Origin of the sequence: Janthinobacterium sp. Mn2066 (assembly GCF_049319705.1) — a bacterium.
GTDB lineage: Bacteria > Pseudomonadota > Gammaproteobacteria > Burkholderiales > Burkholderiaceae_D > Janthinobacterium.
Map to the genome: position 1 here is coordinate 39,555 of NZ_JBMOUF010000021.1, position 26,464 is coordinate 66,018.

General features: G+C 61.0%; 23 protein-coding genes. 15 read left to right on the forward strand and 8 right to left on the reverse strand.

The features are described 5' to 3' along the window. Positions 1 to 9: 9 nt before the first annotated feature. The 4 genes from ACL9RI_RS27225 (at position 10) to ACL9RI_RS27240 (ending at position 7,100) form a co-directional block, all read left to right on the forward strand. Positions 10 to 2,577: a DUF349 domain-containing protein gene (locus ACL9RI_RS27225; RefSeq protein WP_422729574.1), complete on the forward strand. Its 2,568-nt coding sequence runs from the start codon at positions 10 to 12 to the stop codon at positions 2,575 to 2,577. Continuing rightward, positions 2,574 to 3,053 (forward strand): molybdenum cofactor biosynthesis protein MoaE, encoded by a 480-nt coding sequence (locus ACL9RI_RS27230; RefSeq protein WP_422729575.1) that lies wholly within the window; start codon positions 2,574 to 2,576, stop codon positions 3,051 to 3,053. Before ACL9RI_RS27225 ends, ACL9RI_RS27230 begins: the two co-directional genes overlap by 4 nt. A gap of 128 nt (positions 3,054 to 3,181) precedes the next feature. Further along, positions 3,182 to 5,788 (forward strand): ATP-dependent chaperone ClpB, encoded by a 2,607-nt coding sequence (gene clpB, locus ACL9RI_RS27235; protein ID WP_422729576.1) that lies wholly within the window; start codon positions 3,182 to 3,184, stop codon positions 5,786 to 5,788. Between the two features lie 184 nt (positions 5,789 to 5,972). Further along, positions 5,973 to 7,100 (forward strand): polyamine ABC transporter substrate-binding protein, encoded by a 1,128-nt coding sequence (locus ACL9RI_RS27240; RefSeq protein ID WP_422729577.1) that lies wholly within the window; start codon positions 5,973 to 5,975, stop codon positions 7,098 to 7,100. A gap of 227 nt (positions 7,101 to 7,327) precedes the next feature. Here the strand turns inward: ACL9RI_RS27240 and ACL9RI_RS27245 are convergent, their stop codons facing one another. From ACL9RI_RS27245 to ppk1, 3 genes are all read right to left on the reverse strand, one after another. Then, a complete protein-coding gene (locus ACL9RI_RS27245; protein ID WP_260174053.1) occupies positions 7,328 to 7,459 on the reverse strand; it encodes a hypothetical protein in 132 nt (43 codons plus the stop codon). 439 nt (positions 7,460 to 7,898) lie between these two features. Next, positions 7,899 to 8,357 (reverse strand): phosphohistidine phosphatase SixA, encoded by a 459-nt coding sequence (sixA, locus tag ACL9RI_RS27250; RefSeq protein WP_422729578.1) that lies wholly within the window; start codon positions 8,355 to 8,357, stop codon positions 7,899 to 7,901. 30 nt (positions 8,358 to 8,387) lie between these two features. After that, positions 8,388 to 10,481, reverse strand: coding sequence for a polyphosphate kinase 1 (ppk1, locus tag ACL9RI_RS27255; RefSeq protein WP_422729579.1), 2,094 nt, complete (start codon positions 10,479 to 10,481; stop codon positions 8,388 to 8,390). A gap of 271 nt (positions 10,482 to 10,752) precedes the next feature. On the opposite strand from ppk1, the gene pstS reads away from it, so the two are divergent. From pstS to ACL9RI_RS27305, 10 genes are all read left to right on the forward strand, one after another. Then, complete coding sequence (gene pstS / locus ACL9RI_RS27260) at positions 10,753 to 11,802, forward strand: phosphate ABC transporter substrate-binding protein PstS (RefSeq protein ID WP_422729580.1); 1,050 nt, start codon at positions 10,753 to 10,755, stop codon at positions 11,800 to 11,802. 242 nt (positions 11,803 to 12,044) lie between these two features. Beyond that, positions 12,045 to 13,016 carry a phosphate ABC transporter permease subunit PstC gene (gene pstC / locus ACL9RI_RS27265; protein WP_422729595.1) on the forward strand — a complete coding sequence of 324 codons (972 nt, stop codon included), beginning with the start codon at positions 12,045 to 12,047 and terminating at the stop codon, positions 13,014 to 13,016. Beyond that, entirely contained in the window at positions 13,013 to 13,900 is an 888-nt protein-coding gene (gene pstA, locus ACL9RI_RS27270; protein ID WP_422729581.1) for a phosphate ABC transporter permease PstA, read from the forward strand. The genes pstC and pstA overlap by 4 nt, the downstream gene beginning before the upstream one ends. A gap of 52 nt (positions 13,901 to 13,952) precedes the next feature. After that, entirely contained in the window at positions 13,953 to 14,747 is a 795-nt protein-coding gene (pstB, locus tag ACL9RI_RS27275; RefSeq protein WP_422729582.1) for a phosphate ABC transporter ATP-binding protein PstB, read from the forward strand. 45 nt (positions 14,748 to 14,792) lie between these two features. Next, positions 14,793 to 15,503 carry a phosphate signaling complex protein PhoU gene (gene phoU / locus ACL9RI_RS27280; RefSeq protein WP_422729583.1) on the forward strand — a complete coding sequence of 237 codons (711 nt, stop codon included), beginning with the start codon at positions 14,793 to 14,795 and terminating at the stop codon, positions 15,501 to 15,503. 5 nt (positions 15,504 to 15,508) lie between these two features. Next, positions 15,509 to 16,198: a response regulator gene (locus tag ACL9RI_RS27285; RefSeq protein ID WP_183677053.1), complete on the forward strand. Its 690-nt coding sequence runs from the start codon at positions 15,509 to 15,511 to the stop codon at positions 16,196 to 16,198. Between the two features lie 25 nt (positions 16,199 to 16,223). Next, positions 16,224 to 17,543, forward strand: a complete 1,320-nt coding sequence (gene phoR / locus ACL9RI_RS27290; RefSeq protein WP_422729584.1) for a phosphate regulon sensor histidine kinase PhoR — start codon at positions 16,224 to 16,226, stop codon at positions 17,541 to 17,543. 70 nt (positions 17,544 to 17,613) lie between these two features. Continuing rightward, positions 17,614 to 18,810, forward strand: a complete 1,197-nt coding sequence (gene senA, locus ACL9RI_RS27295; RefSeq protein WP_422729585.1) for a selenoneine synthase SenA — start codon at positions 17,614 to 17,616, stop codon at positions 18,808 to 18,810. A gap of 34 nt (positions 18,811 to 18,844) precedes the next feature. After that, a complete protein-coding gene (locus ACL9RI_RS27300; protein WP_422729586.1) occupies positions 18,845 to 20,803 on the forward strand; it encodes a UvrD-helicase domain-containing protein in 1,959 nt (652 codons plus the stop codon). A 92-nt stretch (positions 20,804 to 20,895) separates the two neighbouring features. Further along, positions 20,896 to 21,798, forward strand: coding sequence for an NAD-dependent epimerase/dehydratase family protein (locus ACL9RI_RS27305; RefSeq protein WP_422729587.1), 903 nt, complete (start codon positions 20,896 to 20,898; stop codon positions 21,796 to 21,798). On the opposite strand, the gene ACL9RI_RS27310 is transcribed toward ACL9RI_RS27305, so the two are convergent. The 5 genes from ACL9RI_RS27310 to ACL9RI_RS27330 are packed head-to-tail and all read right to left on the reverse strand — an operon-like array spanning position 21,795 to position 25,728. Further along, complete coding sequence (locus tag ACL9RI_RS27310) at positions 21,795 to 22,817, reverse strand: alcohol dehydrogenase catalytic domain-containing protein (RefSeq protein ID WP_422729588.1); 1,023 nt, start codon at positions 22,815 to 22,817, stop codon at positions 21,795 to 21,797. The genes ACL9RI_RS27305 and ACL9RI_RS27310 overlap by 4 nt on opposite strands. Next, positions 22,814 to 23,902, reverse strand: a complete 1,089-nt coding sequence (locus ACL9RI_RS27315) for a flavin monoamine oxidase family protein (RefSeq protein WP_422729589.1) — start codon at positions 23,900 to 23,902, stop codon at positions 22,814 to 22,816. Before ACL9RI_RS27315 ends, ACL9RI_RS27310 begins: the two co-directional genes overlap by 4 nt. Beyond that, complete coding sequence (locus ACL9RI_RS27320; protein ID WP_422729596.1) at positions 23,896 to 24,564, reverse strand: cupin domain-containing protein; 669 nt, start codon at positions 24,562 to 24,564, stop codon at positions 23,896 to 23,898. Before ACL9RI_RS27320 ends, ACL9RI_RS27315 begins: the two co-directional genes overlap by 7 nt. A gap of 17 nt (positions 24,565 to 24,581) precedes the next feature. After that, positions 24,582 to 24,926 carry a carboxymuconolactone decarboxylase family protein gene (locus ACL9RI_RS27325; RefSeq protein WP_422729590.1) on the reverse strand — a complete coding sequence of 115 codons (345 nt, stop codon included), beginning with the start codon at positions 24,924 to 24,926 and terminating at the stop codon, positions 24,582 to 24,584. 25 nt (positions 24,927 to 24,951) lie between these two features. After that, complete coding sequence (locus ACL9RI_RS27330) at positions 24,952 to 25,728, reverse strand: SDR family NAD(P)-dependent oxidoreductase (RefSeq protein WP_422729591.1); 777 nt, start codon at positions 25,726 to 25,728, stop codon at positions 24,952 to 24,954. A gap of 501 nt (positions 25,729 to 26,229) precedes the next feature. Between ACL9RI_RS27330 and ACL9RI_RS27335 the strand changes: the two genes are divergently transcribed. Next, positions 26,230 to 26,464, forward strand: a 235-nt coding sequence (locus ACL9RI_RS27335; RefSeq protein WP_422729592.1) for an IS1/IS1595 family N-terminal zinc-binding domain-containing protein, incomplete at its 3' end; no start/stop codon positions are given.

Consider the following 26,464-nt stretch of genomic DNA (forward strand, 5'->3'; position numbering starts at 1 on the left):
AAACCCGTCATGTTCGAATTCCTTTTCAAGCGCACTGCCAGCAAGTCTTCCGAACCGGATCCAGTAGTGGCAGAGCAAGTCGCCGCCACGGCGCAGAGCGCATCGCGCCGCGCCGAACAAGTGGCGCGCGCCCAGGCCGTGGCTGGCAATGAAGCCGCCGCCGCCGAGTTCATCATTTCCAGCGAATTTGCCGACGCCCGTTTGATCGCGGCCGAACACATCCATGCCTTGCCCCTGCTGGAAAAAGTCCATGCAGCCATGCGCAACACGGACCGCCGCGTCGCCAAGCTGATGCAGGGCCGCATCGACCTGATCCGCCACCTGACGGCGGAAACCCAGCGCGCCCAGGCCAGCATCGACACGGCGCAGCGTTTGCTGCACGACGAAAAACTCAGTCCCAACCAGGTGGCCGAACTGGACCGCCTGTGGCAAGTGATCCAGTCCACGCCGGAACTGGCGGCTGCGTTCGACACCGCGCGCGCCGCGCTGGCGGCCCGCCTGGAAGCGCAAGTAGCCCTGCAGCGCGCCGTGATCGATGCGGTGGCCGCCGCGCGCCGCCTGGCGGCGGCCGGCGGTACTGCTGCCGAGCTGGCGCAGGCGCTGGAGCGTCTCGATGCCGAGCATGGACAGCACGCCTTGTCGCCCGAGCGCGCGTCGCTGCCGAAGCACCTGTTGACCGATTTCGCCGAAGCCCGGACCCAGGCGCAGGCCGCTCTGCAAGGCTTGCAGCAACACCAGGCCGCGTTCGATGCGCGCCAGTCTGCGCTGCAGGAATGGCAGGCGCAAGACAGCGCCACCCTCGATGCCGGCGCCTTGCGCCGGGCATGGCAAGCGCTGCCGCATTTGCCTGAATCGCCGTTGTCGGACAGCTTGCAGCAGCAATTTGCAGCGCTGCTGGCCAGCGCGCCTGCGCCCGCAGCAGCGCCTGCGCCAGCGGCAGAAGCGGCGCCGCGCAAAGTGAAAGAAGAGCGTGCCTTGCCGCCGAAAGAAGCCAGCGAACAATTCTTCAAGGCCCTCGATGGCATGGAAGCCGCGTTGCAGGATGGTTTGCTGCATGTGGCGTCCGAGCATGACAAGACTTTGCGCGACAGCAAACATGGCCGTTTGACGCCGGCCCAGGCCGACCGCCTGGCCCATGTGCGTGCCGAATTCAAGCGCCTGGCCGACTGGGCGCGCTGGGGCGGCAACGTCTCGCGCGAAGAACTGGTCAAGGCCGGCGAGGAATTGCCGTCGCAAGGCTTGGCCATGAGCGAACTGGCCAAGAAAGTGGGCAGCTTGCGCGAGCGCTGGAAGTCGCTCGACACCTTGTCCGGCCCGGCGCCGAAATCCTTGTGGGAACGTTTTGACGCCGCCTGCAGCGTGGCGTATGCGCCTGCCGCCCAGCATTTCAAGCAACTGGCCGAAGAGCGCCAGGGCAATGCCGCCAAGGCGCAGGAATTGATCAATGAAACGGCGGCCCTGGCCGCGCAGCAAAGCACGGACTGGAAACAGGTCGCTGCCGCCTCGCAGCGCGTGCGCCAGGCCTGGACCCGTCTGGGCACCATCGACCGCAAGGAAAAGAAACGCCTGGATGGCGAATTTGGCGCGGCCCTGGACGCCTTGTCGAAACCGCTGGAAACCCAGCGCCAGATCGAAACGGCGCGCCGCGAACAATTGATCGTCGAAGTGGGCTTGCTGAAACCGTCCGAGCGCAATACGGTCGACATGCTGCGCGCGCTGCAGGACAAATGGCAGGAACTGGCCAAGGCCTTGCCGCTGGAACGCCGCGCCGAGCAGGCGCTGTGGCAGCGTTTCCGCGCCGCGTGCGACGATATCTTTGCCAAGCGCAAGGAAACCGCGCATGCGGCCGACCATGAGCGCCGTGAACACCTGCATGCACGCGAAGCGCTGTGTGCCAGCCTGGAAACGGCCGTGATTCCGGACGGCGACGATAAATCGCGCACGGCCGCCATCCATCAATTGCTGCGCGATACACGCGCCGCCTGGAACGCCACCGGCCCCGTGCCGCGCGCCAGCGAAGGCAAGATCGAGCAGCGCTACCAGGCTGCCGTTGCTGCTGTGCAAGCCCAGGCAGACGCCATCGCCGAGCGCGCCGGCGCTGCACAAGCCAATGCCCTGCGCGACAAGCTGCGTCTGTGCCAGGCGCTGGAAGCGGCGCTCAGCGATGGCGGCGAGCAGGCGCAAGCGCAGGCCTGGGGCGAGCGCTGGAGCGCCTTGCCGCCGCTGGACGCCCACTACGAACGCAGCCTGCATCAGCGTTTTGCCGCTGCGCAAGCTGCACTCGATAGCGATGGTCGCGCCGCCTACGCCCGTCAATTGCAGGAAAACCTGCCCCGTTTGCAGGAAGAAGTGTTGCGTCTGGAAATCGTGGCCGGTGTCGATAGCGGCGCCGAATATGCGCGTGACCGTCTGAAAATGCAGGTGGAAGTACTGCAATCGTCGCTGAAATCGGGCCAGAAGCCACTCACGCAAGTATCGCAGCTGATGCAACTGTGCGCGATTCCTGCATTGAGCGACGTGCGCACGGCCAGCCGCATCGAAGCCTTGCTGCGCCGCATCGGTGGTGGCGCAAAATGAGTGCCAGCGCTCCCTTCAGTGTCCGCATACAGCAAGCCGATTTTGACTTGAGTCAAGAAATCGCAAACTTGCGTGCGGGCAATCCGAAGGTGGGCGCGGTGGTCGGTTTTGTCGGCACCGTGCGCGACTTGAACGATGGCCTGGACGTGGCCGCCATGGAGCTGGAGCATTATCCGGGCATGACGGAAAAGGCCATCGAAGCCATCCTGGCCCAGGCCAGCGTCCGCTGGCCGCTGGCTGGTGGGCTGGTGATCCACCGGGTCGGTCCGCTCAAGCCGCAGGAGCAGATCGTGCTGGTAGCGGTTTCGGCCGCGCATCGGGGCGAGGCCTTCGCCGCCTGCGAATTCATCATCGACTACCTGAAGACGGAAGCGCCGTTCTGGAAGAAGGAAGACACGCCGGCCGGTGCGCGCTGGGTTGACGCCCGTGTTAGCGATGAGAACGCCTTGTCCAAATGGTCGAAAAAGGCAAACTGAATCGTATCAAATCACTGCCGCACAACTGAAAGTTGTGTCAGCGCAGTAATGAGTTTGTTTGTGTATGCTTGAAAAGTGCCGCCTTACCCCAATTTGTTACATAACTAATTAATTCGGGAGCGCTTTACATGCGACAAGATAAACTAACCACCAAACTGCAAGAAGCCCTGGCCGACGCGCAAAGCTTGGCCGTGGGTAACGACAATCCCTATATCGAACCCGTGCACCTGCTGACGGCCCTGTTGAACCAGGACGACGGCGGCGCCCGTTCGCTGCTGCAGCGCGCCGGCGTCAACGTGGGCGGCCTGTCCAAGGCGCTGACGGCATCGATGGAGCGCTTGCCCAAGGTGTCGGGCACGGGCGGCGACGTGCAGGTCAGCCGCGAATTCGTGGCCCTGCTGAACCTGGCCGACAAGGAAGCGCAAAAAGCGGGCGACCAGTTCGTTTCCAGCGAAATGGTCTTGCTGGCCATGACGGAAGACAAGTCTGACGGCGGCAAGCTGGCGCGCGAAAACGGCTTGACCCGCAAGGCGCTGGCCTCGGCCATCGAGGCCGTGCGCGGCGGCAATAAAGTGGATTCGCAAGAGGCCGAAGGCCAGCGCGAATCGCTGAAAAAATACACGCTGGACCTGACGGAACGGGCGCGCAAGGGCAAGCTGGATCCGGTGATCGGCCGCGACGATGAAATCCGCCGCACCATCCAGATCCTGCAGCGCCGCACCAAGAACAATCCCGTGCTGATCGGCGAACCGGGCGTCGGCAAGACGGCCATCGTCGAAGGCCTGGCGCAGCGCATCGTCAATGGCGAAGTGCCAGAGTCATTGAAAGGCAAGCGCGTACTGTCGCTGGACATGGCGGCCTTGCTGGCCGGCGCCAAGTACCGCGGCGAATTCGAAGAGCGCCTGAAAGCCGTGCTGAAGGAACTGGCCATGGATGAAGGGCAAACCATCGTCTTCATCGATGAAATGCACACCATGGTGGGCGCGGGCAAGTCCGAAGGCGCGATGGACGCCGGCAATATGCTCAAACCCGCGCTGGCGCGTGGCGAGCTGCATTGCGTGGGCGCCACCACCCTGGACGAATACCGCAAATATATCGAGAAAGATCCGGCGCTCGAACGCCGTTTCCAGAAAGTACTGGTTGACGAGCCCACCGTCGAGGCGACGATTGCCATCCTGCGCGGCTTGCAAGACAAATATGCGCTGCACCACAAGGTGGAAATCACGGATGCGGCGATTATCGCGGCGGCCGAATTGTCGCACCGCTACATCACCGACCGTTTCCTGCCGGACAAGGCGATCGATCTGATCGACGAAGCGGCGGCCAAGATCAAGATCGAGATCGATTCCAAGCCGGAAGTGATGGACAAGCTGGAACGCCGTCTGATCCAGCTGAAGATCGAGAAAGAGGCCGTCAAGAAGGAAAAGGACGAGGCGTCCCTGCGCCGCCTGGGGCTGATCGACGAGGAAATCGTCAAGCTGCAGCGCGAGTACAACGATTACGAGGAAATCCTCAAGGCCGAAAAAGCCGTGGTGCAGGGCAGCACGCACATCAAGGAAGAAATCGAGCAGATCAAGCTGCAGATGGAGCAGGCCACGCGCGAAAGCAACTGGCAGAGGGTGTCTGAGTTACAGTACGGCAAGCTGCCGCAGCTGGAAGCACAGCTCAAGCAAGCCGACAGCGGCCTGCCCAAGGTCGATGCCGGCCACCCGAAGCTGCTGCGCACGCAGGTGGGCGCCGAGGAAATCGCCGAAGTGGTGTCGCGCGCCACGGGCATTCCCGTCTCGCGCATGATGCAGGGCGAACGCGACAAGCTCTTGCATATCGAAGAGAAGCTGCATGAGCGCGTGGTCGGCCAGGACGAGGCGATCAATGCGGTGGCCGACGCCATCCGCCGTTCGCGCGCGGGCCTGTCCGATCCGAACCGCCCGTATGGCTCCTTCATGTTCCTGGGGCCGACCGGTGTCGGTAAAACCGAGCTGAGCAAGGCGCTGGCGACTTTCCTGTTCGATACGGAAGAATCGATGATACGCATCGACATGAGCGAGTTCATGGAGAAACATTCCGTGGCCCGTCTGATCGGCGCGCCGCCCGGCTACGTGGGCTATGACGAAGGCGGTTACCTGACGGAAGCGGTGCGCCGCAAGCCATACAGCGTGATCCTGCTGGACGAAGTGGAAAAAGCCCACGCCGACGTCTTCAACGTGCTGCTGCAAGTGCTCGACGATGGCCGCATGACGGACGGGCAGGGCCGCACGGTCGATTTCAAGAATACCGTCATCATCATGACCTCGAACCTGGGTTCGCATAAAATCCAGGCGATGGAAAGCGATGATCCCGGTGTCGTCAAGCTGGCCGTGATGGCCGAGGTGCGCTCGCACTTCCGTCCCGAATTCATCAACCGCATCGATGAAATCGTGGTGTTCCATGGCCTGGACGAGAAAAATATCGGCGCGATCGCCAAGATCCAGCTGAAAATCCTCGAAGAGCGCCTGGCCCGCATGGACATGCAGTTGAGCATCACGGACGCCGCGCTGCAAAAGATCGCCGAAGCCGGCTACGACCCCGTGTACGGTGCACGGCCGTTGAAACGGGCGATCCAGCAGCAGATCGAAAATCCGCTGTCGCGGCTGATATTGGAAGGCAAGTTTGGTCCGAAAGACGAGATCCGCATCGATGCGCAGAACGGCGCGCTGACGTTTGGTTCGGCGACGGTGGGGTTGGAGAAGGTGTAATTTTTACCCCAGCGGCCAATGCCGGGGTCAGACCCGTCGGGTCTGACCCCAGTTTTACGCTGTCTTGTGTTGGCGTAAGCTAACGTCGTGATAATGTAAAGCAAGGGCGCAATCAGGCTGGACCTGATTGCGCCCTTGTTGCTATCATGCGCAGTATTTTCTGAATTTACCTGGAGGTTGGGATATGGCAAGCACATGGCAAGTTGGACGGCGCGTAGCACTGGGAATGAGCACGGCCCTGGCCTTGGCGGCGGCCGTGCTGGCCTTGCCTGCCCACGCCCAGGAAGAAAAAGTCTTGAACATCTATAACTGGTCGGACTATATCGGCGACGATACGATCAAGAATTTCGAGAAGGAAACCGGCATCAAGGTGCGCTATGATGTTTTCGATAACAATGAAATCCTCAATGCAAAATTGGTGGCGGGCAAGTCCGGTTATGACATCGTCGTGCCGACGGCCCAGTGGGCGCGTTTGCAGATCGATGCCGGCCTGTTGCGCAAGCTCGACAAGAGCAAGCTGAGCAACCTGGGCAACCTCGACCCTGCGCTGCAAGCCAAGCTGTCGAAGATCGACCCGAACAATGACTACCTGGTCGACTGGCTGTGGGGATACACCACGGTCGGCATCAACGTCAACAAGGTCAAGGCAGCGCTGGGCAATTTACCCATGCCCGACAATGCCTGGGACCTGGTCTTCGATCCGAAATATGCCTCGAAGCTGAAGTCCTGCGGCGTGTCTTTCCTCGATTCGCCGTCCGAAGTGTTGCCGGCCGCGTTGCAATACCTGAACAAGCCAGCCTATTCAAAGTCGGCTGCCGACTACCAGGAAGCGGGCAAGGTGCTGCAGGCCATCCGTCCTTACGTGACCCTGTTCAGCTCGTCTGGATACATCAATGACATGGCCAATGGCGCCGTGTGCGTGGCGCTGGGCTGGTCCGGCGACATCAATATCGCCCGCCAGCGCGCCATCGATGCCAAGAATGGCAATGTGATCCAGGTGCTGGTGCCGAAGACGGCCGCGCTGATGTTCGACACCATGGCCATTCCTGCCGATGCGCCGCATCCGAACAATGCGCACCTGTTCATCAACTACATCCTGCGTCCGCAAGTGCATGCCAGCCTGAGCAACAAGGTGTTTTACGCCAATCCGAATCCATCGAGCATCAAGTATGTGCGCAAGGATATTGGCGAGAACAAGGCCATCTTCCTGCCCGATGCCGACAAGCAGCGCATGGCGGCACCGGAAGCGACCACGGCCGATATCCGCCGCCTGATGACGCGGATCTATACGAAGTTCAAAACCGGGGTGTAAGAGCCTTTCCCAGTAGTGAGCGTCTTCTGCGGGCAGCGCATCGGGAGCGCGGACAAGGCGTGAGGGGGATGGATGGCTGGCCATGCGACGACGAGCAACACCGCCCCCGCTTCTGAGGGGCGCCTGCAGGGGGTGTATTCATCTAATGGGATAGGCTCTAAATACAAGGATGGCGCGAGAGACGGTGATGCCGTCGCTGGCGCCATTCGATATTGCCGATGTGTGCGCTACTCGTGGTAGCGGTCGACCAGTTTGTGACGACTGCCGCGCATTTCCTCGATCAGTTCAAAGGCGATGAAGCCGATGATGGCGGCGAAGATGGCGATAAACAGAAACACTAGCAAGATGGACATGGACATGATGTTTCAGCCGCTGTTGGGCGGCCGCCCGCTGGGTTGCTCAAGGTGTCAGAGCAGCGCTCCAACACGTAGTTGACGCAATTAAACTCTAGCAGATCGTTAGTACTTTACAAGCCCAGCTTGTTGTAAATCCCGCCAGTATTTGTCCCAGCGCATTTTTGCGCATTTCCCTGTTTGAATATGCCTTACTTGACCACCAGGTCATGCGCCATCACCGCTTTCAGGTAGACACTGAGAGCGTCGCCCGGCTCGCGTTGTGAAAACCTGTCCATGCTTGCGCTGGCCTTGGGCATTTCCCTGTTTGAATATGCATTACTTGACCACCAGGTCATGTGCCATCACGGCTTTCAGATAAACGCTGAGCGCGTCGCCCGGCTCGCGTTGTAAAAACCTGTCCATGCTTGCGCTGGCCTTGGGCATTTCCCTGTTTGAATATGCCTTACTTGACCACCAGGTCATGCGCCATCACGGCTTTCAGATAAACGCTGAGCGCGTCGCCCGGCTCGCGTTGTGAAAACCACCACGCGCTGGCCTTGCGCATTTCCCAGTCCTGCACTTCGCCCGTCAAGAGCAGGGCGGCGGCCTGGCCCAGGGTGGGCTGGTGGCCGACGATGAGCACGGTTTCCTTGTTGCCCGGCCAGTTGGCGGCCTTGAGGATGTCTTCCGCTTCTGCGCCGGGCGCCAGTTCGGGCACCAGCTTGAACTTGCGGCCCAGCGGCTCGGCCGTCTGCAGTGTGCGCAGGGCCGGGCTGACGAGGATACGGCAATTGTCGGGCAGCTGCGAATTGAGCCAGTCGGCCATGCGGCGCGCCTGCTTTTGCCCCTTGGCCGTCAAGGCGCGCTCCAGGTCGGGCATGCCCGGTTCGGCTTCTGCATGTCGCCACAAGATCAGATCCATGCTGTACTCCTCTGTGTTAAAAGTCGCGCTCTATTCTCCCACCTCCGCGCCCGGCGTGCCCAGTGTTTGCATCAGGTATTGCTGGGCGCTGAACAGGGTTTGCTTGGCGCGTGGCTTGCGGCGCACGTACTGGCCACTCGGTTCCAGTTCCCACGCATTCGTATTATCCTTCAAATACGGGTTTAGGCCTTCGGCGATCACGCGCCGTTTCAAGGCGCGGTCCTGCACCGGGAAGGCCACTTCCACGCGGCGGAACAGGTTGCGGCTCATCCAGTCGGCGCTGGCCAGGTACACATCGTGCGCCAGGTCGTTGCGGAAGTAATAGATGCGGCTGTGTTCCAGGAAACGGCCGATCACGGAGCGCACCTTGATGTTTTCCGACAAGCCCGGCACGCCCGGCTTCAGGGTGCAGGCGCCGCGCACGATCAGGTCGATCTTCACGCCATCGCTGGACGCCGCATACAGGGCACGGATCACCGATTCGTCGACCAGCGCATTGATCTTGACGATGATGCGGCCGCGCCGGCCCGAACGGGCGATCTTGGCTTCGTTGCGGATAGCCTTGATGATCTCGCTTTGCAGGCCGAACGGCGCCAGCCACAGCAAGCTCAGGTTATGCGGCTTGGTCAGGCTGGTCAGGTGGATGAAGACTTCGTTCACTTCCACCGCCAGGTCCTGCTTGGCCGTCAACAGGCCAAAGTCCGTGTACAGCTTGGTGGTGGTCGGGTGATAGTTGCCGGTACCCAAGTGCGCATAAAAGCGCAGTGCGCCTTCTTCGCGGCGGATGACGAGCGCTACCTTGGCATGGGTTTTCAAGCCGACCACGCCGTACACCACTTGCGCGCCAGCCTGCTCCAGCTTGTCGGCCCAGTTGATATTGGCTTCTTCGTCGAAGCGCGCCATCAATTCCACGATGACGGTGACTTCCTTGCCCAGCTTGGCGGCCGTGATCAGGGACTCCATCAAGTCCGAGTTCATGCCGGTACGGTAGATGGTTTGCTTGATGGCCACCACGGCCGGATCGTAGGCGGCGCTGCGGATGAAATCGATGACCGTCTGGAACGACTGGTAAGGATGGTGCAGCAGGATGTCGTGCTTGTTGAGCGTGGCAAAGATATCGTTGCCGACGGCCTTGTGCGCCAGGCCCGGGAAGAAGGGCGGAAAGCGCAGCGAAGGCTGCTTCACGTGGTCGATCATTTCCGCCAGGCGCACCAGGTTGACGGGTCCGTTCACGCGGTACAGGCGGCTCTGGTCCAGGCTGAACTGGTCGAGCAGGAATTGCGACAGTTCTGGCGGACAGTTGCGCGCCACTTCCAGGCGCACCGAAGTACCGAACTGGCGGCCGACCAGCTCGCCTTTCAGGGCCTGGCGCAAGTTCTTGACCTCATCTTCATCGACCCACAGGTCGCTGTCGCGCGTGACGCGGAACTGCGAATAGGCAATTACTTCGCGGCCGGCGAACAAATCGGAAATATGCGCGTGGATGATGGACGACAGCAGGCAGAACGAGACGCCGTCGCCGGAGATGTCGTCCGGCAGTTTAATTACCCTTGGCAGCACGCGCGGCGCCTTGACGATGGCGATCGCCGTGCCGCGGCCAAACGCATCCTTGCCGCTCAGCGAGACGATGAAATTGAGACTCTTGTTGACGACCTGTGGAAATGGGTGGGCCGGGTCGAGGCCGATCGGCGTCAGCAGCGGGCGCACCTCGCGGTCGAAATATTCCTTGACCCAGGCGCGCTGCGCATCGTTGCGGTCATTATCGCGCAGCAAGTGCACGCCCGCTTCGCGCAGCGCCGGCAGGACGTCGCTATTTAATATCTCGTATTGGCGTTCGACCAGCGCATGGCATTCCTTGCCGATGCGTTCCAGGTTGGCGATCAGGGCAGGGTGGCCGGCCAGCGAGCCACCGATGCTGCCGGCCGCCAGCAGGCTGGCCACGCGCACTTCAAAGAACTCATCCATGTTACTGCTGACGATGCACAGGTAGCGCAGCCGTTCAAGCAGGGGGATGCTGGAATCTTCCGCCTGCGCCATCACGCGTTTATTAAAAGTCAATTGCGACAACTCGCGGTCAAGCAGGATGCCCGATTTGGTCACTTCCGTGTGCAGGTCAGGTTTCATATTCTTTTGTCTTTGCAGATAGTTAATTCTAGCGATATTTCCACTTGTGTGACGCGCAATAAGTGTAATGATGTAATGTGACACCTACATGACATTGCTTGTAATAATTGGTGAGATTTCTTGTCATGATGGCCCTGAAAAAGGGCTGTTTCCGGGGCGTAGGCAAATATTTCAAGAAATTTCAGCCATGTCATAAAGCTGTCATATTCGCTTGCTAGACTGCGCAGCATTCAACCGGGGCTTTCCGCCCTAACAACCCTGAGGACTTGATATGCAAATGAAGCAAATGTTCAAATTTATCGTCGTGGGTGCTTCGGCAGCGATGGCATTTTCTTCCGCTTCCGTCATGGCGGCAGATATGACAGGTGCTGGTGCAACCTTCCCGTACCCAATCTACGCCAAATGGGCTGAATCCTACAAAGCCGCTACCGGCAACGGCCTGAACTACCAATCCGTCGGTTCCGGCGCTGGCATCAAGCAAATCAAGGCAAAGACCGTTGAATTCGGCGCGTCGGACATGCCTTTGAAGGCAGAAGAACTCGATGAATCGGGCCTGACCCAATTCCCGGCCATCATGGGCGGCGTGGTGACCATTGTCAACCTGGACGGTGTCGCTCCTGGTCAACTGAAAATGACCGGCAAAGTCGTCGGCGACATCTACCTGGGCAAGATCACCAAGTGGAATGCGCCTGAAATCGTTGCCCTGAACGCCGGCGTGAAGCTGCCAGACGCAGACATCACCGTGGTGCACCGCGCTGACGGTTCGGGTACCTCGTTCCTGTTCACCGACTTCCTGTCGAAAACCGACGCTGAATTCAAATCGAAAATCGGCGCTGGCACGGCGGTGAAATGGATCGTCGGCGTCGGCGGTAAAGGCAACGAAGGCGTTGCTGCCAACGTACAGCGCATCAAGGGTTCGATCGGTTATGTTGAGTGGGCTTACGCCAAGAAAAACAAGATGACCCACACCCAGCTGCAAAACAAGGAAGGCACCTTCCTGCAGCCTAGCGACGACGCTTTCAAAGCCGCTGCTGCCAGCGCTGAATGGAGCAAAACGCCAGGTTTCGGCGTGGTGCTGACCGACCAGGCTGGTAAAGGTAGCTGGCCTATCACTGGCGCATCGTTCATCTTGATGCACAAAGCGCAAGCTGACGCCGCCAAAGGCAAAGAAGTCCTGAAGTTCTTCGACTGGGCCTTCAAAAACGGTGGCGCTGCTGCTGCTGACCTGGACTACGTTCCACTGCCAGCATCGGTTGTGAAACTGGTGCAAGACTCGTGGAAAGCCAACCTGAAAGATGCTTCCGGTAAGGCAATCTACTAATCCGATACGCTGAGTAGAGTGATCATCCTTGCCCTGCGCCAGCAACCCGGCAGCAGGGCAGGGAGTTAGCCAGGACCGCCCGCAACAACTTGCAGGCGCTCCCGGCTAAACGAACAAGAGCAACATGAAAAAGCAGCAATGAAAAACAGTAGTAAAAATCGCAATACCGGCAGTATCACCACACATGGCAGAATATGAGCGCACAATCCACTTCCTCCACGATCCCCATGCCCGGCGGCACCATGACCGACTCCATCAGTCACGCGCAGATGCTTTCCACCATGCGCAAGCAGCGTATCCAGGATTTCCTGTTCCACAAGGTGACGATGCTGTTCGCCATGTCGGTGCTGCTGGTGCTGGTGGGCATCATCATTTCGCTGATCATGGAATCGGTGCCGACCTTCAAGACCTTTGGCATGGGGTTTATCTTTTCGGCCGAGTGGGATCCCGTCAATGACCAGTTCGGTGCACTGATTCCCATCGTCGGCACCCTGATCACCTCCGTGATTGCCCTGCTGATCGCGTTTCCGGTCAGCTTCGGCATCGCCCTGTTCCTGACCGAAATCTGCCCGGCCTGGCTGCGCCGCCCGCTGGGTACGGCTGTCGAGCTGCTGGCCGGCGTGCCTAGCATCATCTACGGTATCTGGGGCCTGTTCGTGTTCGCGCCCCTGTTTGCCGATTACGTCCAGCCTGTGCTGAAAAGCACCCTGGGCAAGCTGCCTGTCATCGGCCAGCTGTTCAGCGGCCCGATGATGGGCATCGGCATCCTGACGGCCGGCCTGGTGCTGGCCATCATGATCATCCCTTTCATCGCTTCGGTGATGCGCGACGTGTTTGAAATCGTCCCGGCCGTACTGAAAGAATCCGCTTACGGCCTGGGCTGCACGCGCTGGGAAGTGGTGCGCAAGATCGTATTGCCTTACACCAAGACCGGCGTGGTCGGCGGCGTCATGCTGGGCCTGGGCCGCGCGCTGGGCGAAACCATGGCCGTGACCTTCGTGATCGGTAACACCAACAAGCTGTCGTGGTCGTTGTTTGCGCCAGGTAACAGCATCACCTCCTTGCTGGCCAATGAATTCGGCGAAGCGCAATCGGCGCTGCACGTGTCGTCGCTGTTCTCGCTGGCGCTGATCCTGTTTGTCATCACCCTCATCGTTTTATCCGCCGCCAAGCTGATGCTGGCTGGCATGTCTCGCAAGGAAGGCACGAAATGAGCCAAGTCTCCGCCATGAACGCACCGGCCACGCCGGCCATGAATCCTGTCTACCGCAAGCGTTTGCTGATGCACCGCATCGGTATTGCGCTGTCGGTGGCCGCCATGACCCTGGGGCTGGCCGTGCTGGCCTGGATCCTGTTCACCCTGATCGTCAAGGGTTTCGGCGCCGTCTCGGTCGACATGTTCACGCAAACCACGCCGGCGCCGGGTAGCGACGGTGGCGGTCTGATCAATGCGATCGTCGGCAGCACCATGATGGTGGGCCTGGCGACCCTGGTCAGCACCCCGATCGGCGTGCTGGCTGGTGTCTACCTGGCCGAATACGGCGAAGAGAACAAGCTGGCGCAAGTCACGCGTTTTGTGACCGACATCATGCTGTCGGCGCCATCGATCGTGATCGGCCTGTTCGTCTACGCCCTGTACGTGGCGCACGTCAAGCATTTCTCCGGTTATGCCGGTTCGATCGCGCTGTCGCTGATCGCCGTGCCGGTGGTGGTGCGCACCACGGACAATATGCTGCGCCTGGTGCCGAACAGTCTGCTGGAAGCCGCGTTTGCCCTCGGCGCGCCGCGCTGGAAGGTGGCGACCCTGGTGCGTTTGCGCGCCGTCAAGGCCGGCGTGATCACGGGCGTGCTGCTGGCCCTGGCCCGTATCGCCGGCGAAACGGCGCCGCTGCTGTTCACCGCATTGAATAACCAGTTCCAAAGCTTTAACATGAACGCGCCATTGGCCAACTTGCCGTCCGTCATTTCTTCGTTCGCGCTGAGCCCGTACGACAACTGGCGTTCGCTGGCCTGGGGTGGCGCTCTGCTGATCACTTTCAGCGTGCTGGCCCTGAACATCCTGTCGCGTACCATGTTCAGCCAAAAAGTCCCTAACTAATTCAAATAAGCGCAAACCAGCTCATACCAGCTCACTAAAGCGAAGCGAACCTATGAATACCCAAATCCATACCAGCCCCGACTTGGCACCAAAGAAAAAAACCATCGAGATCTCGGGCTTGAACTTTTTTTATGGCAAGACCCAGAGCCTGCACAACGTCAACCTCGATATCCACGAGAAAAAAGTCACGGCGTTCATCGGCCCATCCGGTTGCGGCAAGTCAACCCTGCTGCGCACCCTGAACCGCATGTATGACCTGTATCCGGGCCAGCGCGCGGAAGGCTCGATCATGTATCGCGGCCGCAACGTGCTCGACGCCGACCAGGACGTCAACATGCTGCGCGCCAAGGTCGGCATGGTGTTCCAGAAGCCGACCCCGTTCCCGATGTCGGTCTACGACAATATCGCGTTCGGCGTGCGCCTGTATGAAGACCTGTCGAAGGGCGAGATGGACGAGCGCGTGGAATGGGCCTTGAAAAAGGCGGCGCTGTGGGGCGAAGTCAAGGATAAGCTGAGCAAGAGCGGCCTGTCGCTGTCGGGCGGCCAGCAACAGCGCTTGTGCATCGCGCGCGGCGTGGCCGTGAAACCGGACGTGCTGCTGCTCGACGAGCCGACCTCGGCGCTGGACCCGATCTCGACCTCGAAAGTGGAAGAGCTGATCAGCGAACTGAAACAGGATTACACGATCGCCATCGTGACGCATAACATGCAGCAGGCGGCCCGTTGCTCGGACTACACGGCATACATGTATTTGGGCGAACTGGTGGAATTCGGCGAAACGGACCAGATTTTCATGAATCCGGCCCGCAAGGAAACCCAGGACTACATTACCGGCCGTTTCGGCTGATCCAGCCCTGCAGCACCACCAGACAACTGAATACGGAGAGACAGCATGATAGGCGAACATTCATCCAAGCAATACGACAACGAACTCGAAGCGATCCGCTCGAAGGTCCTGCTCATGGGCGGCATCGTTGAAACCCAGTTCCTCGATGCGATGACGTGCTTCCGCATCGGCAATTCCGAGCGCGCCGACCGCGTGATGCGCGAGGACGATGTGGTCAACCAGCTCGAAGTGTCGCTCGACGACGCTTGCAGCCATTTGATCGTGCGCCGCCAGCCGGCCGCCAACGACTTGCGCACCATCATGGCCACCATCAAGGTGATTACCGACCTCGAGCGCGTAGGCGACGAGGCCACCAAGATCGCCCGCGTGGCGAAGAACCTGCACAAGCGCGGCAACGGCGTCGTCAACCATTATGAAATGGTGCGCGGCATCGCCAACACGGCCAGCGACATGCTGCACGATGCGCTCGACTGCTTCGCGCGCAACGATGGCAAGCAAGCACTGCAATTGATCGCGCAAGACGCCGTGATCGACCATGAATTCAAGACCATCATGCGCAACCTGATTACCTTCATGATGGAAGACCCGCGCACGATTTCGGCCGCGCTCGATACCCTGTGGGTGGCCAAGGCCATCGAACGGATCGGCGACCACGCGAAAAACATCGCCGAATACGTGATTTATGTGGTCGAGGGCAAGGATATCCGCCATACCAAGGTGGCTGGTCCTGATGTTTCCGAGGAGCTCCCTGAGTAAGCTTTATGGCATCTGATAAAACCACGGTATTGATTGTTGAAGATGAACCGGCCATCGTTGAACTGGTGACGTATTCATTGCGCGAATCTGGCTGGAATTGCTGTTCTGTACAAAACGTTGCCGACGCCTGGGATTTCATCCAGCATCGCACGCCGCATCTGATCCTGCTGGACTGGATGCTGCCGGATCAGACGGGCCTGCGTTTGCTGTCGCGCATCCGCGCCGACCGCAACTTTGCGGCGATTCCCGTCATCATGCTCACCGCCAAGAGCATGGAAGAAGACAAGCTCGCCGGCCTGAACAGCGGGGCCGACGACTACGTCACCAAGCCATTCTCGCCGCGCGAACTGCTGGCGCGCGCCAAGGCGCTGTTGCGCCGCAAGAGTCCGGAGCATGCGCAGGCGCCCATGCGCGCCGGCAATGTGGCGCTCGATCCGGTCAGCTGCACGGTGACGATGGATGAACAGAAAATCGATATTGGTCATGCCGAGTATAAACTGTTGAAGTTCTTGCTGGCCCATCCCGAGCGCGTGTTTTCGCGCAGCCAGCTGCTCGACAAGGTGTGGGGCGACCATGTGGTGATCGAGGAACGCACGGTCGATGTCCACGTGTTGCGCTTGCGCAAAGCCTTGAAGGAGGCTGAAAGCCTGATCAAGACGGTGCGCAGCGTTGGCTACATGTTGTCTGAAAAATAAAGCCTGTTTATAAAGCCTGTTCCTTATGAATCCGAAATTGCTGTTCTGGGTGCCGGCCGCCTTGCGCATGGTATTGTCCCTGCTGGGCGTGGCCGTGGTGTGGTATCTGTTTGGCGCCACGTATGCACTGGGCATCGCCTTCGTGCTGATGGCCATGATGGTGTTCGTGCAGCTGTCTTACCTGTTCCAGCTCAGTAACTGGCTCGACAATCCGCACAGCGCCAAGCTGCCCGACGGCTGGGGCGCCTGGACCAGCATTTTTGCGCGCCTGTACCGCATGCGCCGCGACGATGAAAAAAACCAGGCCGAACTGACCGAATGGCTGGCACGTTTCCGCCAGGCCATGCATCTGCTGCCCGATGGCGTCGTCATCATGGATGACGTGCTGTTCCTGGAATGGTGCAACCCGGCCGCTGAAAAGCACCTGGGCCTCACGCATGAACGCGACAAGGGCATGCGCGTGACCAACCTGATCCGCAGCCCCGAGTTCATGGATTACATCATCCTGGGCCGCTACGACCAGCCGCTGACGATCACTTTCCGCAACCGCAAGCTGATCGTGCAAATCATTCCATTCGAGAACCGCCGCCAGATTTTGGTGACGCACGACGTGACGGAAACGGAGCGCATCGAAATGATGCGGCGCGACTTCATCGCCAACGCTTCGCACGAATTGCGCACGCCGCTGACGGTGATTGTCGGTTTCCTGGAAATCGCGTCCACCGAGCTGGACCTGGACGCCGCCACGCGCGCCGCCCACATCAAGCTGATGACGGAGCAGGGCCACCGCATGCAGCACCTGATCGAAGACATGCTGACCCTGTCGCGCCTGGAATCGGTCGATTATCCGCTGCGCCCCGAGCCGGTCGATGTGCGCAAGCTGATGGCGCAGGTCTTGCGCGACGCCAAGGCGTTGTCGGCCGGCAAGCACGACGTCAAGATGGAGTGCAATGGCCCTGACGTGCTGGGCAGTTACGACGAGCTCTACAGCGCGTTCGGCAACCTGGCCTCGAACGCCGTGCGCTACACGCCGGCTGGCGGCAGCATCAGCCTGCGCTGGCAAGATGGCCCGGCCGGCCCGCAATTCATTGCCCAGGATACGGGCATCGGCATCAGCCCCGAGCATATTTCGCGCCTGACGGAACGTTTTTACCGCGTCGACAAGAGCCGTTCGCGTGAAACGCAAGGCACGGGCCTGGGCCTGGCGATCGTCAAGCACGTATTGCTGCGCCATGGCGGCACCCTGGCGATCCAGTCCGTGGCGGACAAGGGCAGCAGCTTTATCGTCAGCATGCCGAAGTCGGTGATTTCACCGGTGCACCATGCTGAATTGCTGGTGAAATAGATCACCCGGTCCGGTGATCGCTTTTGCGGCTGGCTGGTGCAATGCTTGCAAAAGTCGTTACAATCGGACCATGACCCTGATCAATACCAATTTCCGCCACGCGGGTGCGCAGCAACTGGCGCAATCGCTGCTGGCGGCGCGCCAGAAAACCATGGCGCTGTTCGACTGCTACGCGGCGGCCGGCTACGAGCTGGCCAGCCGCGTACCGCAACTCCCGCATCTGAATCCGCCATTGTGGCAGCTAGGCAATATCGCCTGGTTTGCCGAGTGGTTCATCTTGCGTGAAGCTGCATCGAGCCATCCGGCAGACGCCCTCTATAATTCCTTGCTGACGCGCGGCGACGACTTGTTCGACGCCAATCTGGTGACCCACCGCGCGCGCTGGAGCCTGGACTTGCCCAGTCCGGGCGCCGTCAAAACCTATTGCCATGAAGTGCTGGACCGGGTGCTCGACAAACTGTCGCGCGAAGCCAATCTCGACAGCGCCCTGTATCCGTACCGGCTGGCGCTGGCCCATGAAGACCTGTGCGGCGAGGCCATGCTGGCCGGCTTGCAGCGGCTGGAATTGCCGGCCCCGCACACCCTGCCTGCCAGTCCATCGTTGCCCGTATCGGCGAACGAGATCGCCTTTCCTGGCGGCAGCATCGCGCTGGGATCCAGCCGCGATGCCGGTTTCGCGTTTGATAATGAATCTCCGCCCTACAGCTGTTATGTACCGCCATTTACCATCGACGCCGTGCCCGTGTCGAATGCCCAGTTCGCCGAATTCGTGCTCGATGGCGGCTACCAGAACCGCCAGTTCTGGAGCGCGGCCGGCAGCGCCTGGCTGATGCAGCAGGAGCGTTCGTCGCCCTTGTACTGGTTGCGCGACGGCATGCAATGGCGCACAGTGCGCTTTGGCCAGCCCGTCACCTTGCCCTTGCAGGAAGCCGTGCGCCATATCAATCTGTACGAAGCGCAAGCGTATTGCGCGTGGGCCGGGCGCCGCCTGGCGACCGAGGCCGAATGGGAGTATGCTGCGCTGTCAGGCCACCCGCGGTTCCAGTGGGGCCAGGTGTGGGAATGGACGGCGACGCCGTTCGAGCCGTATCCTGGCTTTGTTGCCGGCCCCTGGCGCGATTATTCGGCGCCGTATTTCATGCAATGCCAGGTCTTGCGCGGCGCGGCGTTTGTCACGCCGCCACGCCTGGTCTCGCCGCGCATGCGCGTTTTTCACGGCCCCGAGCGCGGCGACGTGTTTGCCGGCCTGCGCACCTGCGCCTGGTAAATAGAGCAAGCAGGCACCCATTTCAGGATTTCTTTTGAGCATAAATAACACCGCGGACAACGCTCCGCAATTCATTCCCAAACGTATCACGCCGACGCCGGAACAGGTCGCCATCCAGACGGCGCAGAAAAAAATCGTGCTGATCGACGCCAATGCCGGCGCCGCCAAGACGACGACCCTGGCCCTGCGCCTGGCCGAAGCGCTGCACCGGGGCCGCGCACCCGAGCGCATGCTGGCGCTGGTATTTACGGAGGCAGCCCGCGTGGCCTTGCGCCAGCGCCTGCTGGAAGTGGGCGTGCCGCTGGGCGTCGTCAAGCGGCTCGCCATCGACACCTTCGATGCGTTTGCCGCCAAGGTGCTGCTGCAGATGGAAGGCATGCAGGTGGCCGCCATGCGCAGCGATGAGGAATTGCGTCCGGTGGCCTGGGAAGCACTGGAAGTGGTGGCGGAAAAATATGCCGACCGTTACCCGCTGGAAATCAATACCACCAATGCCGCCATCGCCGAATTTTTGAAGTTGCAGCTGCGCAGCAAGGCGCGGTTCGATTTGCACGGCGCCGACTTTGAAAGCAATTCCATCGATGACAACCTGGAAATGCTGGGCATGTCGCGCACGCATTATCTGTGGAGCCGCGAATATGAAGGCTTGCGCGGCGCCGATACGGGTGATATCCAGTTCCGTGGCCCGTTCGATGCGACCTATGACCTGGTGCGCCTGCTGACCGACGATGAACCGCTGCGCCAGCAATTGCCAGCCTTCCAGATCATCGTGGCCGATGAATTGCACGATTTGAATGAAGCCTCGTTTCGTCTGCTGACCATGCTGATCCGCCGTGGCAACGCCTTCTTTTGCGGTGCGGGTGACAAGGATCAAGTAATCTACACCTGGTCGGGCGCCGACCACCGCTTTTTGCGCCAGCGTTTCGAGCAGGAATTCCCCACCTTGCAGCGCCTGCCGCTGACGGCATCCTACCGCTACGGCACGCAACTGGCGTTGGCCGTCGGCGCGCTGAAGAACAAGGCCAGCGTGTCGGCCTTGACGCGCAATACCGTAATCGAAGTGCTGCATTACGAACATAGTCAGCCGCAAGCGTGCAGTGCGCAACTGATTGCCGCGCTGGAACATGCACATGCGGGCGCCACGGCGATTCTGCTGCGCGACCGCGACCAGGCCATCCGCGTGGAAACGGCGCTGTTCCAGAGCGGCATCGCCTATGACTTGCTCGACATGCACAGCTATCTGCTCAGCCAGGAAGTATTGATGCTGCGCGGCATGGTGGCGATTGCCCGCAAGGATTTGCACGCGATCAAGAGCGGCCCGCGCCGTGGCGAAATCCTCGAAGCGCTGGTGGCGTTTGCGGAAATCCCGTTTACGCGCAGCCAGTTGCAGCAAGCCAAGGCCGACGTAGCCAATTACCCGGACTTGCTGGAAGGTTTTCTCACCAATCAACTGGCCAGGTCCGTCAACCAGGATAAGGCTGCACTGACCCTGGCTGCTGTCGACTATTTGCGCGCATTGCCCGCCGAGGCGCCAGCGGGCGCTGCCTTGCAGCATATCTTTGGCTTGATGCAACTGGAGCAGACGGCCCGCCGCATCTATGTCGACCCGGCGCAGGCGCGGGTGGTGGCGCGCTCGCTGCACGGTTTTATCGCCGTCTGCACGGAAGCGCAGACGTCCCTGGGCGACTTCGCCGCCTGGCTGGGGGAAATGGAAGAGGCCGTCGCCGTGACCAGCGGCAAGGCGAAGATCGTGATCGCCTGCATCGACCAGATCAAGGGCCTGGAATACAGCCATGTGATCTTGCCCTACCTGGCCATCGATGAATTCCCGCGTAGCAAGACCGATCCGCTGGAAGAAGAAAACCGTTTTTATGTGGCCGCCACGCGCGCCCGCGACCGCTTGAGCCTGCTGACGCCGCAAGACCCGGCCCATCAGAGCCGTTATATTGCCGCCTTGCAGCTCAAAGCGAAGATTGTTGCTGCGAAATCATAAATCATTTGCCGCACGACCGCTTTTTGCGAAAGCGGAAACAGCGCATACTCGGTTGCTGAGATTGATCATCGCAACCAACTGAGGAGCAAGGCATGAAAGTATTTTTGACAGGCGCGGCAGGTTTTATCGGCAGTTCCATCGCGGCGGGCCTGGTGCGCGCCGGCCATCAGGTGACGGGCCTGGTGCGCAAACCGGAACAAGTGGCGGAACTGGCCACCATCGGCGTGCAGGGCGTGCTCGGCACCTTGAATGACCGCGACCTGATCATCGAACAGGCGCGCGCGGCCGACGCCGTCATCAATGCGGCCAGCAGCGACCACCGGGGCGGTGTCGAAGCTATCCTGGAAGCACTGGCCGGCAGCAACAAGGTATACCTGCACACCAGCGGCTCTTCCATCGTGGGCGACGCCTCGGGCGGCGAGGGCACCGAACAGATTTATTATGAGGACAAGCTGCCCGCACCGACGGCCGACAAGGCCGCCCGCGTCGCCATCGACGACCTGATTTTGGCCAGTGCTGCCCAGGGCGTGCGCGCCAGCGTGCTGTGCAATACCCTGATCTACGGCCATGGCGCCTTGCCGCGCGACAGCGTGCAATTGCCGCGTCTGCTCAAGCAGGCGCGCAAGAGCGGCATCGTGCGCCACGTGGGTCCAGGCCGCAATATCTGGTCGAACGTGCATATCGACGACGTGGTCAGCCTGTATCTGCTGGCGCTGGAAAAGTCGCCGGCCGGCACCTTTTATTTCGTGGAATCGGGCGAAGCAGCTTTCCGCGACATGACGGCGGCGATTGCCACGGCGCTGGACCTGGGCCCGGCGCAGGACTGGCCGCTGCCGGAAGCCATCGCCGAATGGGGTTATGAAATGGCCTCGTATGGCCTCGGTTCCAACAGCCGCGTGCGTGGCGAACGCGCATGCAAGCTGCTGGGCTGGCAGCCGACAGGGCCATCGGTGCTCGAATGGATCAGCAAGGATATGCTGAACCCACCTCATTAAGACTGCATCGTCAGTACCATGCGGTAACGGACGTCGCCCGCGCGCATTTTCCGGTACGCCTCGTTCGCCTGCGCCAAAGGCATGGTTTCGACCAGGGGGCGGATGTCGGCCAGGACGCTGAAGTCCAGCGTCCTGACCGCCTCGTAAGGCGTGCCCGTGATCGTTCCCTGTACCAGGCGCTCGCCGCCCACCAGTGCGCCCGGCGCAATGCTCAAGGCTTGCTTGCCCACTCCAACCACGAGCAGCCTGCCTTGCGGCGCCAGTCCTGCCAGCAGCATCGAGGTAGCGGCGCTGTCGGTGATGGTAGAAACAATCACTTGCGCGCCGCCCATGGCTTGCAACACGGCGGCGGGGTCTTCATGGCTGCTGTCGATATGGCGGTGCGCGCCCAGTGCGGGCGCATCGCTGGCAAGTTCTGCACGCCTCCCCACGGAGACCACCCGGTAGCCCATCTTGCGTGCATATTGCACGGCCAGATGCCCCAGCCCGCCGATACCGAGGATGGCCACCAGGTCACCCGCCTGCGCGCCTGATTTCTTCAATGCATTAAAGGTGGCGATGCCGGCGCATAGCAGGGGCGCCGCGTGTTCCGCATCGAGTTCATCGGGAATGCTCACCAGGCCCGTGCTGCGGGCCAGCATCATTTCCGCATACCCGCCATCGCAGGTGCTGCCCATGGCCGGCTGGTCCGTGCAAAGCTGGAACTGACCCCGCTGGCATTGCAGGCATGTATTGCAGTGGCCGCCCAGCCGCCCGACGCCCACGCGCTGGCCCACCTTCCAGCAGGCAGGCGTGCCGGCGCCGATGGCGGCGATCCGCCCGACCACTTCATGGCCGGGCACGCGGGGCAATTGCGTGCCTTTTTCATCCCCTTCAATGGCGCCCGCATCCGCGCCGCAGATGCCACAGGCTTCCACCGCAATCAGGACTTCGCCCGCGCCTGGTGTCGGAGTGACGCGCTGCACCAGTTCCAGAACGCCTGGCTGGCTGATCTGCATGGCCCGGTAAGTGTTGTTCATGATGTGATTTTCCTTGTTTGAAATAAGGCCTCGACGCCGCGCCGGGCGGCGTCGACGGCGCCAGCGAGGTAGCCGGGAAACTGGGGCGACCATTCGCTAGCTACTCCTGTGATACAAGCTTGCCAGGGGCCATGATTGGCCTGTGCCGGGGGCGCATGGGTGTGTTCGCCGCCTCCGTGCAAGTCTGCCGGGGTTGTTGTGTATTCGTCGGTGGCCCAATCCTTGATGGTTTCGGATACGGGGTAAGCGGCTTGCGGGCCGTACAGACGAATCAGTTGAGCGCGGCAATGCGCCAGTAATACTTCCGGGTCTAGACTTTGCCGCTGCGCGGCTGGCATGCCGAGAAAGCCGAACAGGGCAGGCGAGTCATGCTCGCCGCTGGCGTCGTGTATTTCCGTCAGCGGACCAGCGGCGCTGCGTGCATGGCCCGATAGCCCTGGCGATCGCCAGAAAGCACGTTCATAGACGGCCACGTATTTGGCGTGCGGCGCCATCCAGGTTGGCGTGCCGGACCAGGCGTCTGCCAGGGAAACGGGGAGCGCCGGGGTGTATGCGATGGCGGCGGCCAGCCGGGGCGGCAAGGCCAGCAAGACATGGCTGGCGTGGTAACAGGCCCGTTTGCCTTGTCCATCGTCAGTGTCGATGTCGAGATGTCCGGCCAGGCGCCGAACCTGCCGCACATGCTGCCTGGTGATCCTGCGTTCCGGCGCAATGTGCGCTTGCAGCGCATCGCTCAGTGCTGTCATGCCGTGCGCCAGGCGCATGGAAGCAGGGGCTGAAGCATAACTGCGCAGGCGCTCGGGCCCGGCGTGGCGCGAGCGCTCGATCAGCATGTCGCCGCTGGTGTATTGTTCGAAATGCTGCAAGCCCAGTTCCTCGATCAGCTGGCCCAATTGCGTCTGCCATCCGGGCCAGAACCAGGTGGCGCCCAGGTCATGGCCTTCCGGTGTGGTGGCGATGCGTCCGCCAAAGCGCTCACGCGCTTCCAGCAGCACATAGTCAGTCACGCCGCGCTGCTCCAGCAGATATGCGGCATACAAGCCGGCCAGGCCGCCGCCGATAATCACGATGCGGGGCGTCAGCATGGCGCCGCCAGGTTGGCAAGGTAAGCAAGGTGGCCGGTTTTCAGATACACGGTGGCGCCGTGCTCGCCGGCTCGCAGGAGGAACGTGTTGCCAGGTGGCAGGCGCAGCCAGCTATGGCGCGGATAGTGTTGCGTACCTTCCAGCAAGCCGCCATCGAGTACCAGCAGTTCTGCGTTGTCCAGTGCCAGCGTCGCGCCTGCGGCCAGGCGCTGCAGGCTGACCTGTTCATTTTTGTTCCTGAACAGGCGGCAAACATCGGTATCGCCGTGATGTTGCCAGCAGGCTGGATCGCCCGTATCGATGCGCAGCGCCGTATGTTCATCGGCCGTCATTTGCCATAGCTTGACGAAGATCAAGGCGCCATCGCTACTCGAAGGCTGGTGCCGTGAGCCGGGTGGATTGCGCAAATAACTGCCAGCCCGATAGTGCTGGCCATCGGCCGAGAAGGTACCGGACAACACCAGGATTTCCTCGCCGCCCGGATGCTGGTGTGCTGGAAAGTGAGCGCCGCGCGCATAGCGCACGAGGCTGGTGGCGCGCGCCTGTTCGCCACCGAAGCGGTCCAGCATCATGCGTTCGACCCCGCCCTGCGGCGAGGCCGACCAGCGATGCTGGCCGGGAACGACCGTGGCGCGGCGCGTATAGTCTGCGTGGATCAGCAAGATGTTCCCGGTATCCATTACTTGTCTGCCAGCGCGGCGTGCGCTTCCAGCACGCGGGCCGAATAGGTCAGCGCGGCGCCCGCGTTGAGCGCGATCGCCACGCTGAGTGCTTCGGCAATTTCCTCCAGGCTGGCGCCGTGTTCGACGGCTTTTTTCGTGTGCACGGCAATGCAGCCGTCGCAGCGCGTGGTGACGGCCACGGCCAGTGCGATCAGTTCATGCATCTTCGGTTCCAGCTTGCCGCTTTTCACAGCCGCGCCTTCGACGGCCATCAGGCCGCGCATCACGTCGGGCGTCAGTCTGGCCACGTCGCCCACGCGTTGCAGCAGGCTGTCGCGGTAAGTATTCCAGTCTTGCATCATGATGAAACTCCTTCTGTTAATAGTGTCAAGCCTGGCGGCCGGCCATCACGCCGCCGTCGACCGGCAATACGGTGCCCGTGATCCACGACGCGTTGGGCGAAGCGAGGAACAGGATGGCGTCGGCGATGTCGCCTGGCTGGCCATTGCGGCCCAGCGGGTGGAAGGCATTGAACGACGGCAAGGTGTTTTTCACCTGCTCATCGGTCATGAAGGTGTTGTAGACCGGTGTTTCCACCACGCCAGGCGCAACCGTGTTGATGCGGACATTGGATGCCGCCAGTTCGATGGCCAGGTTGCGCGTCAAGGCATGCACGCCGGCATTGGCGGCCGAATAGGCGGCCGAAGGCGTCGCGCCGATGGCTTGCAAGGCCCACAGCGAACCGGTTTGCACGATGGCGCCGCCGCCCCGTTGCTGCATGGCCCTGGCGGCCGCTTGCGCCATGAAGAACTTGCCCTTGAGGATGGTATCGAGGAACCAGTCGTATTCGGCTTCATCGACTTCAAGGAAGGCCTTGGGACGGAATACGCCTGCGTTGTTGACGAGGATATCGACACCGCCAAATGCTTGCGTGGCCAGCGCGACTAATGCCGCCGCCGTGGCTGGCTGGGCGATGTCGCCTGCGTGGTAGCGCACCTTATTGCCGCTGGGGTCGATTTCTGCCGCCGCGCCTTGCAGCTTGGCTGCGTCACGTCCACCGATGACGACCTGGGCGCCCATCTGCACCAGGCGTGTGGCGACTTCTTTGCCGATACCGGAGCCGCCGCCGGTGACGATGGCAACCTTGGAAGAAAATGTATGCATGATTTTTCCTGATAAGTGATGAAAAGGGAGATGAGCGGATCGTGTTTCGCTACATCAATGGCTGTATTTTTCTCCGATTTCCCCTTGCTCACAAATCAGATTAGCTATCAGGCACTGAAAGAAAAACTTTACCGGTATCGGGCCGCGGTGGACTTGTTTCTTGTGTGCGCTAGCGAACGGTGCTTTTTGAGGAATACAGGTATGATGTTTTTGCGTGGTCGAGACGCACTGCCGTGAAGTGGGCGGCATGTTCGATCTTCCAGCAGGTCAGCCGGTCGCCTCAAGGATCGGCACCAGATTCTGCCCGCATGCTGCAATTGCACAGGCCATGCGGGCTTGTAGGACAGTTTTACCAGTTCTCCGGCGTTAAACTTTTCAGTATTAACCCCTTCAAGGCCGGCATATGCCGGCCTTTTTTTTGGCTCTGTCCTCATTAAATAGGGGAACCTGCCTGCAAAGCTGAGGTCTGACTGATCAGACCAGCGAAACAGGGAGGCCATCATGTTGCAAGCGCAGTGGCAGGCATTCATCGCGCAGTTCGTGGCATTGTCTCGGCGCCAACGCCTGGGCAGCGTAGAAATGCTGAGCGGCACGCTGCCCGAGCAAGCGGCTGTCGCGCTGATCGAACGCACGGCCCAGGCACGCCTATGTTGCCCGGTGTGCCACTCGCGGCATCTGCACCGGCACGGCCGCGCCAACGATCTGCAGCGTTATCGCTGTGTGCCTTGCGGCAAGA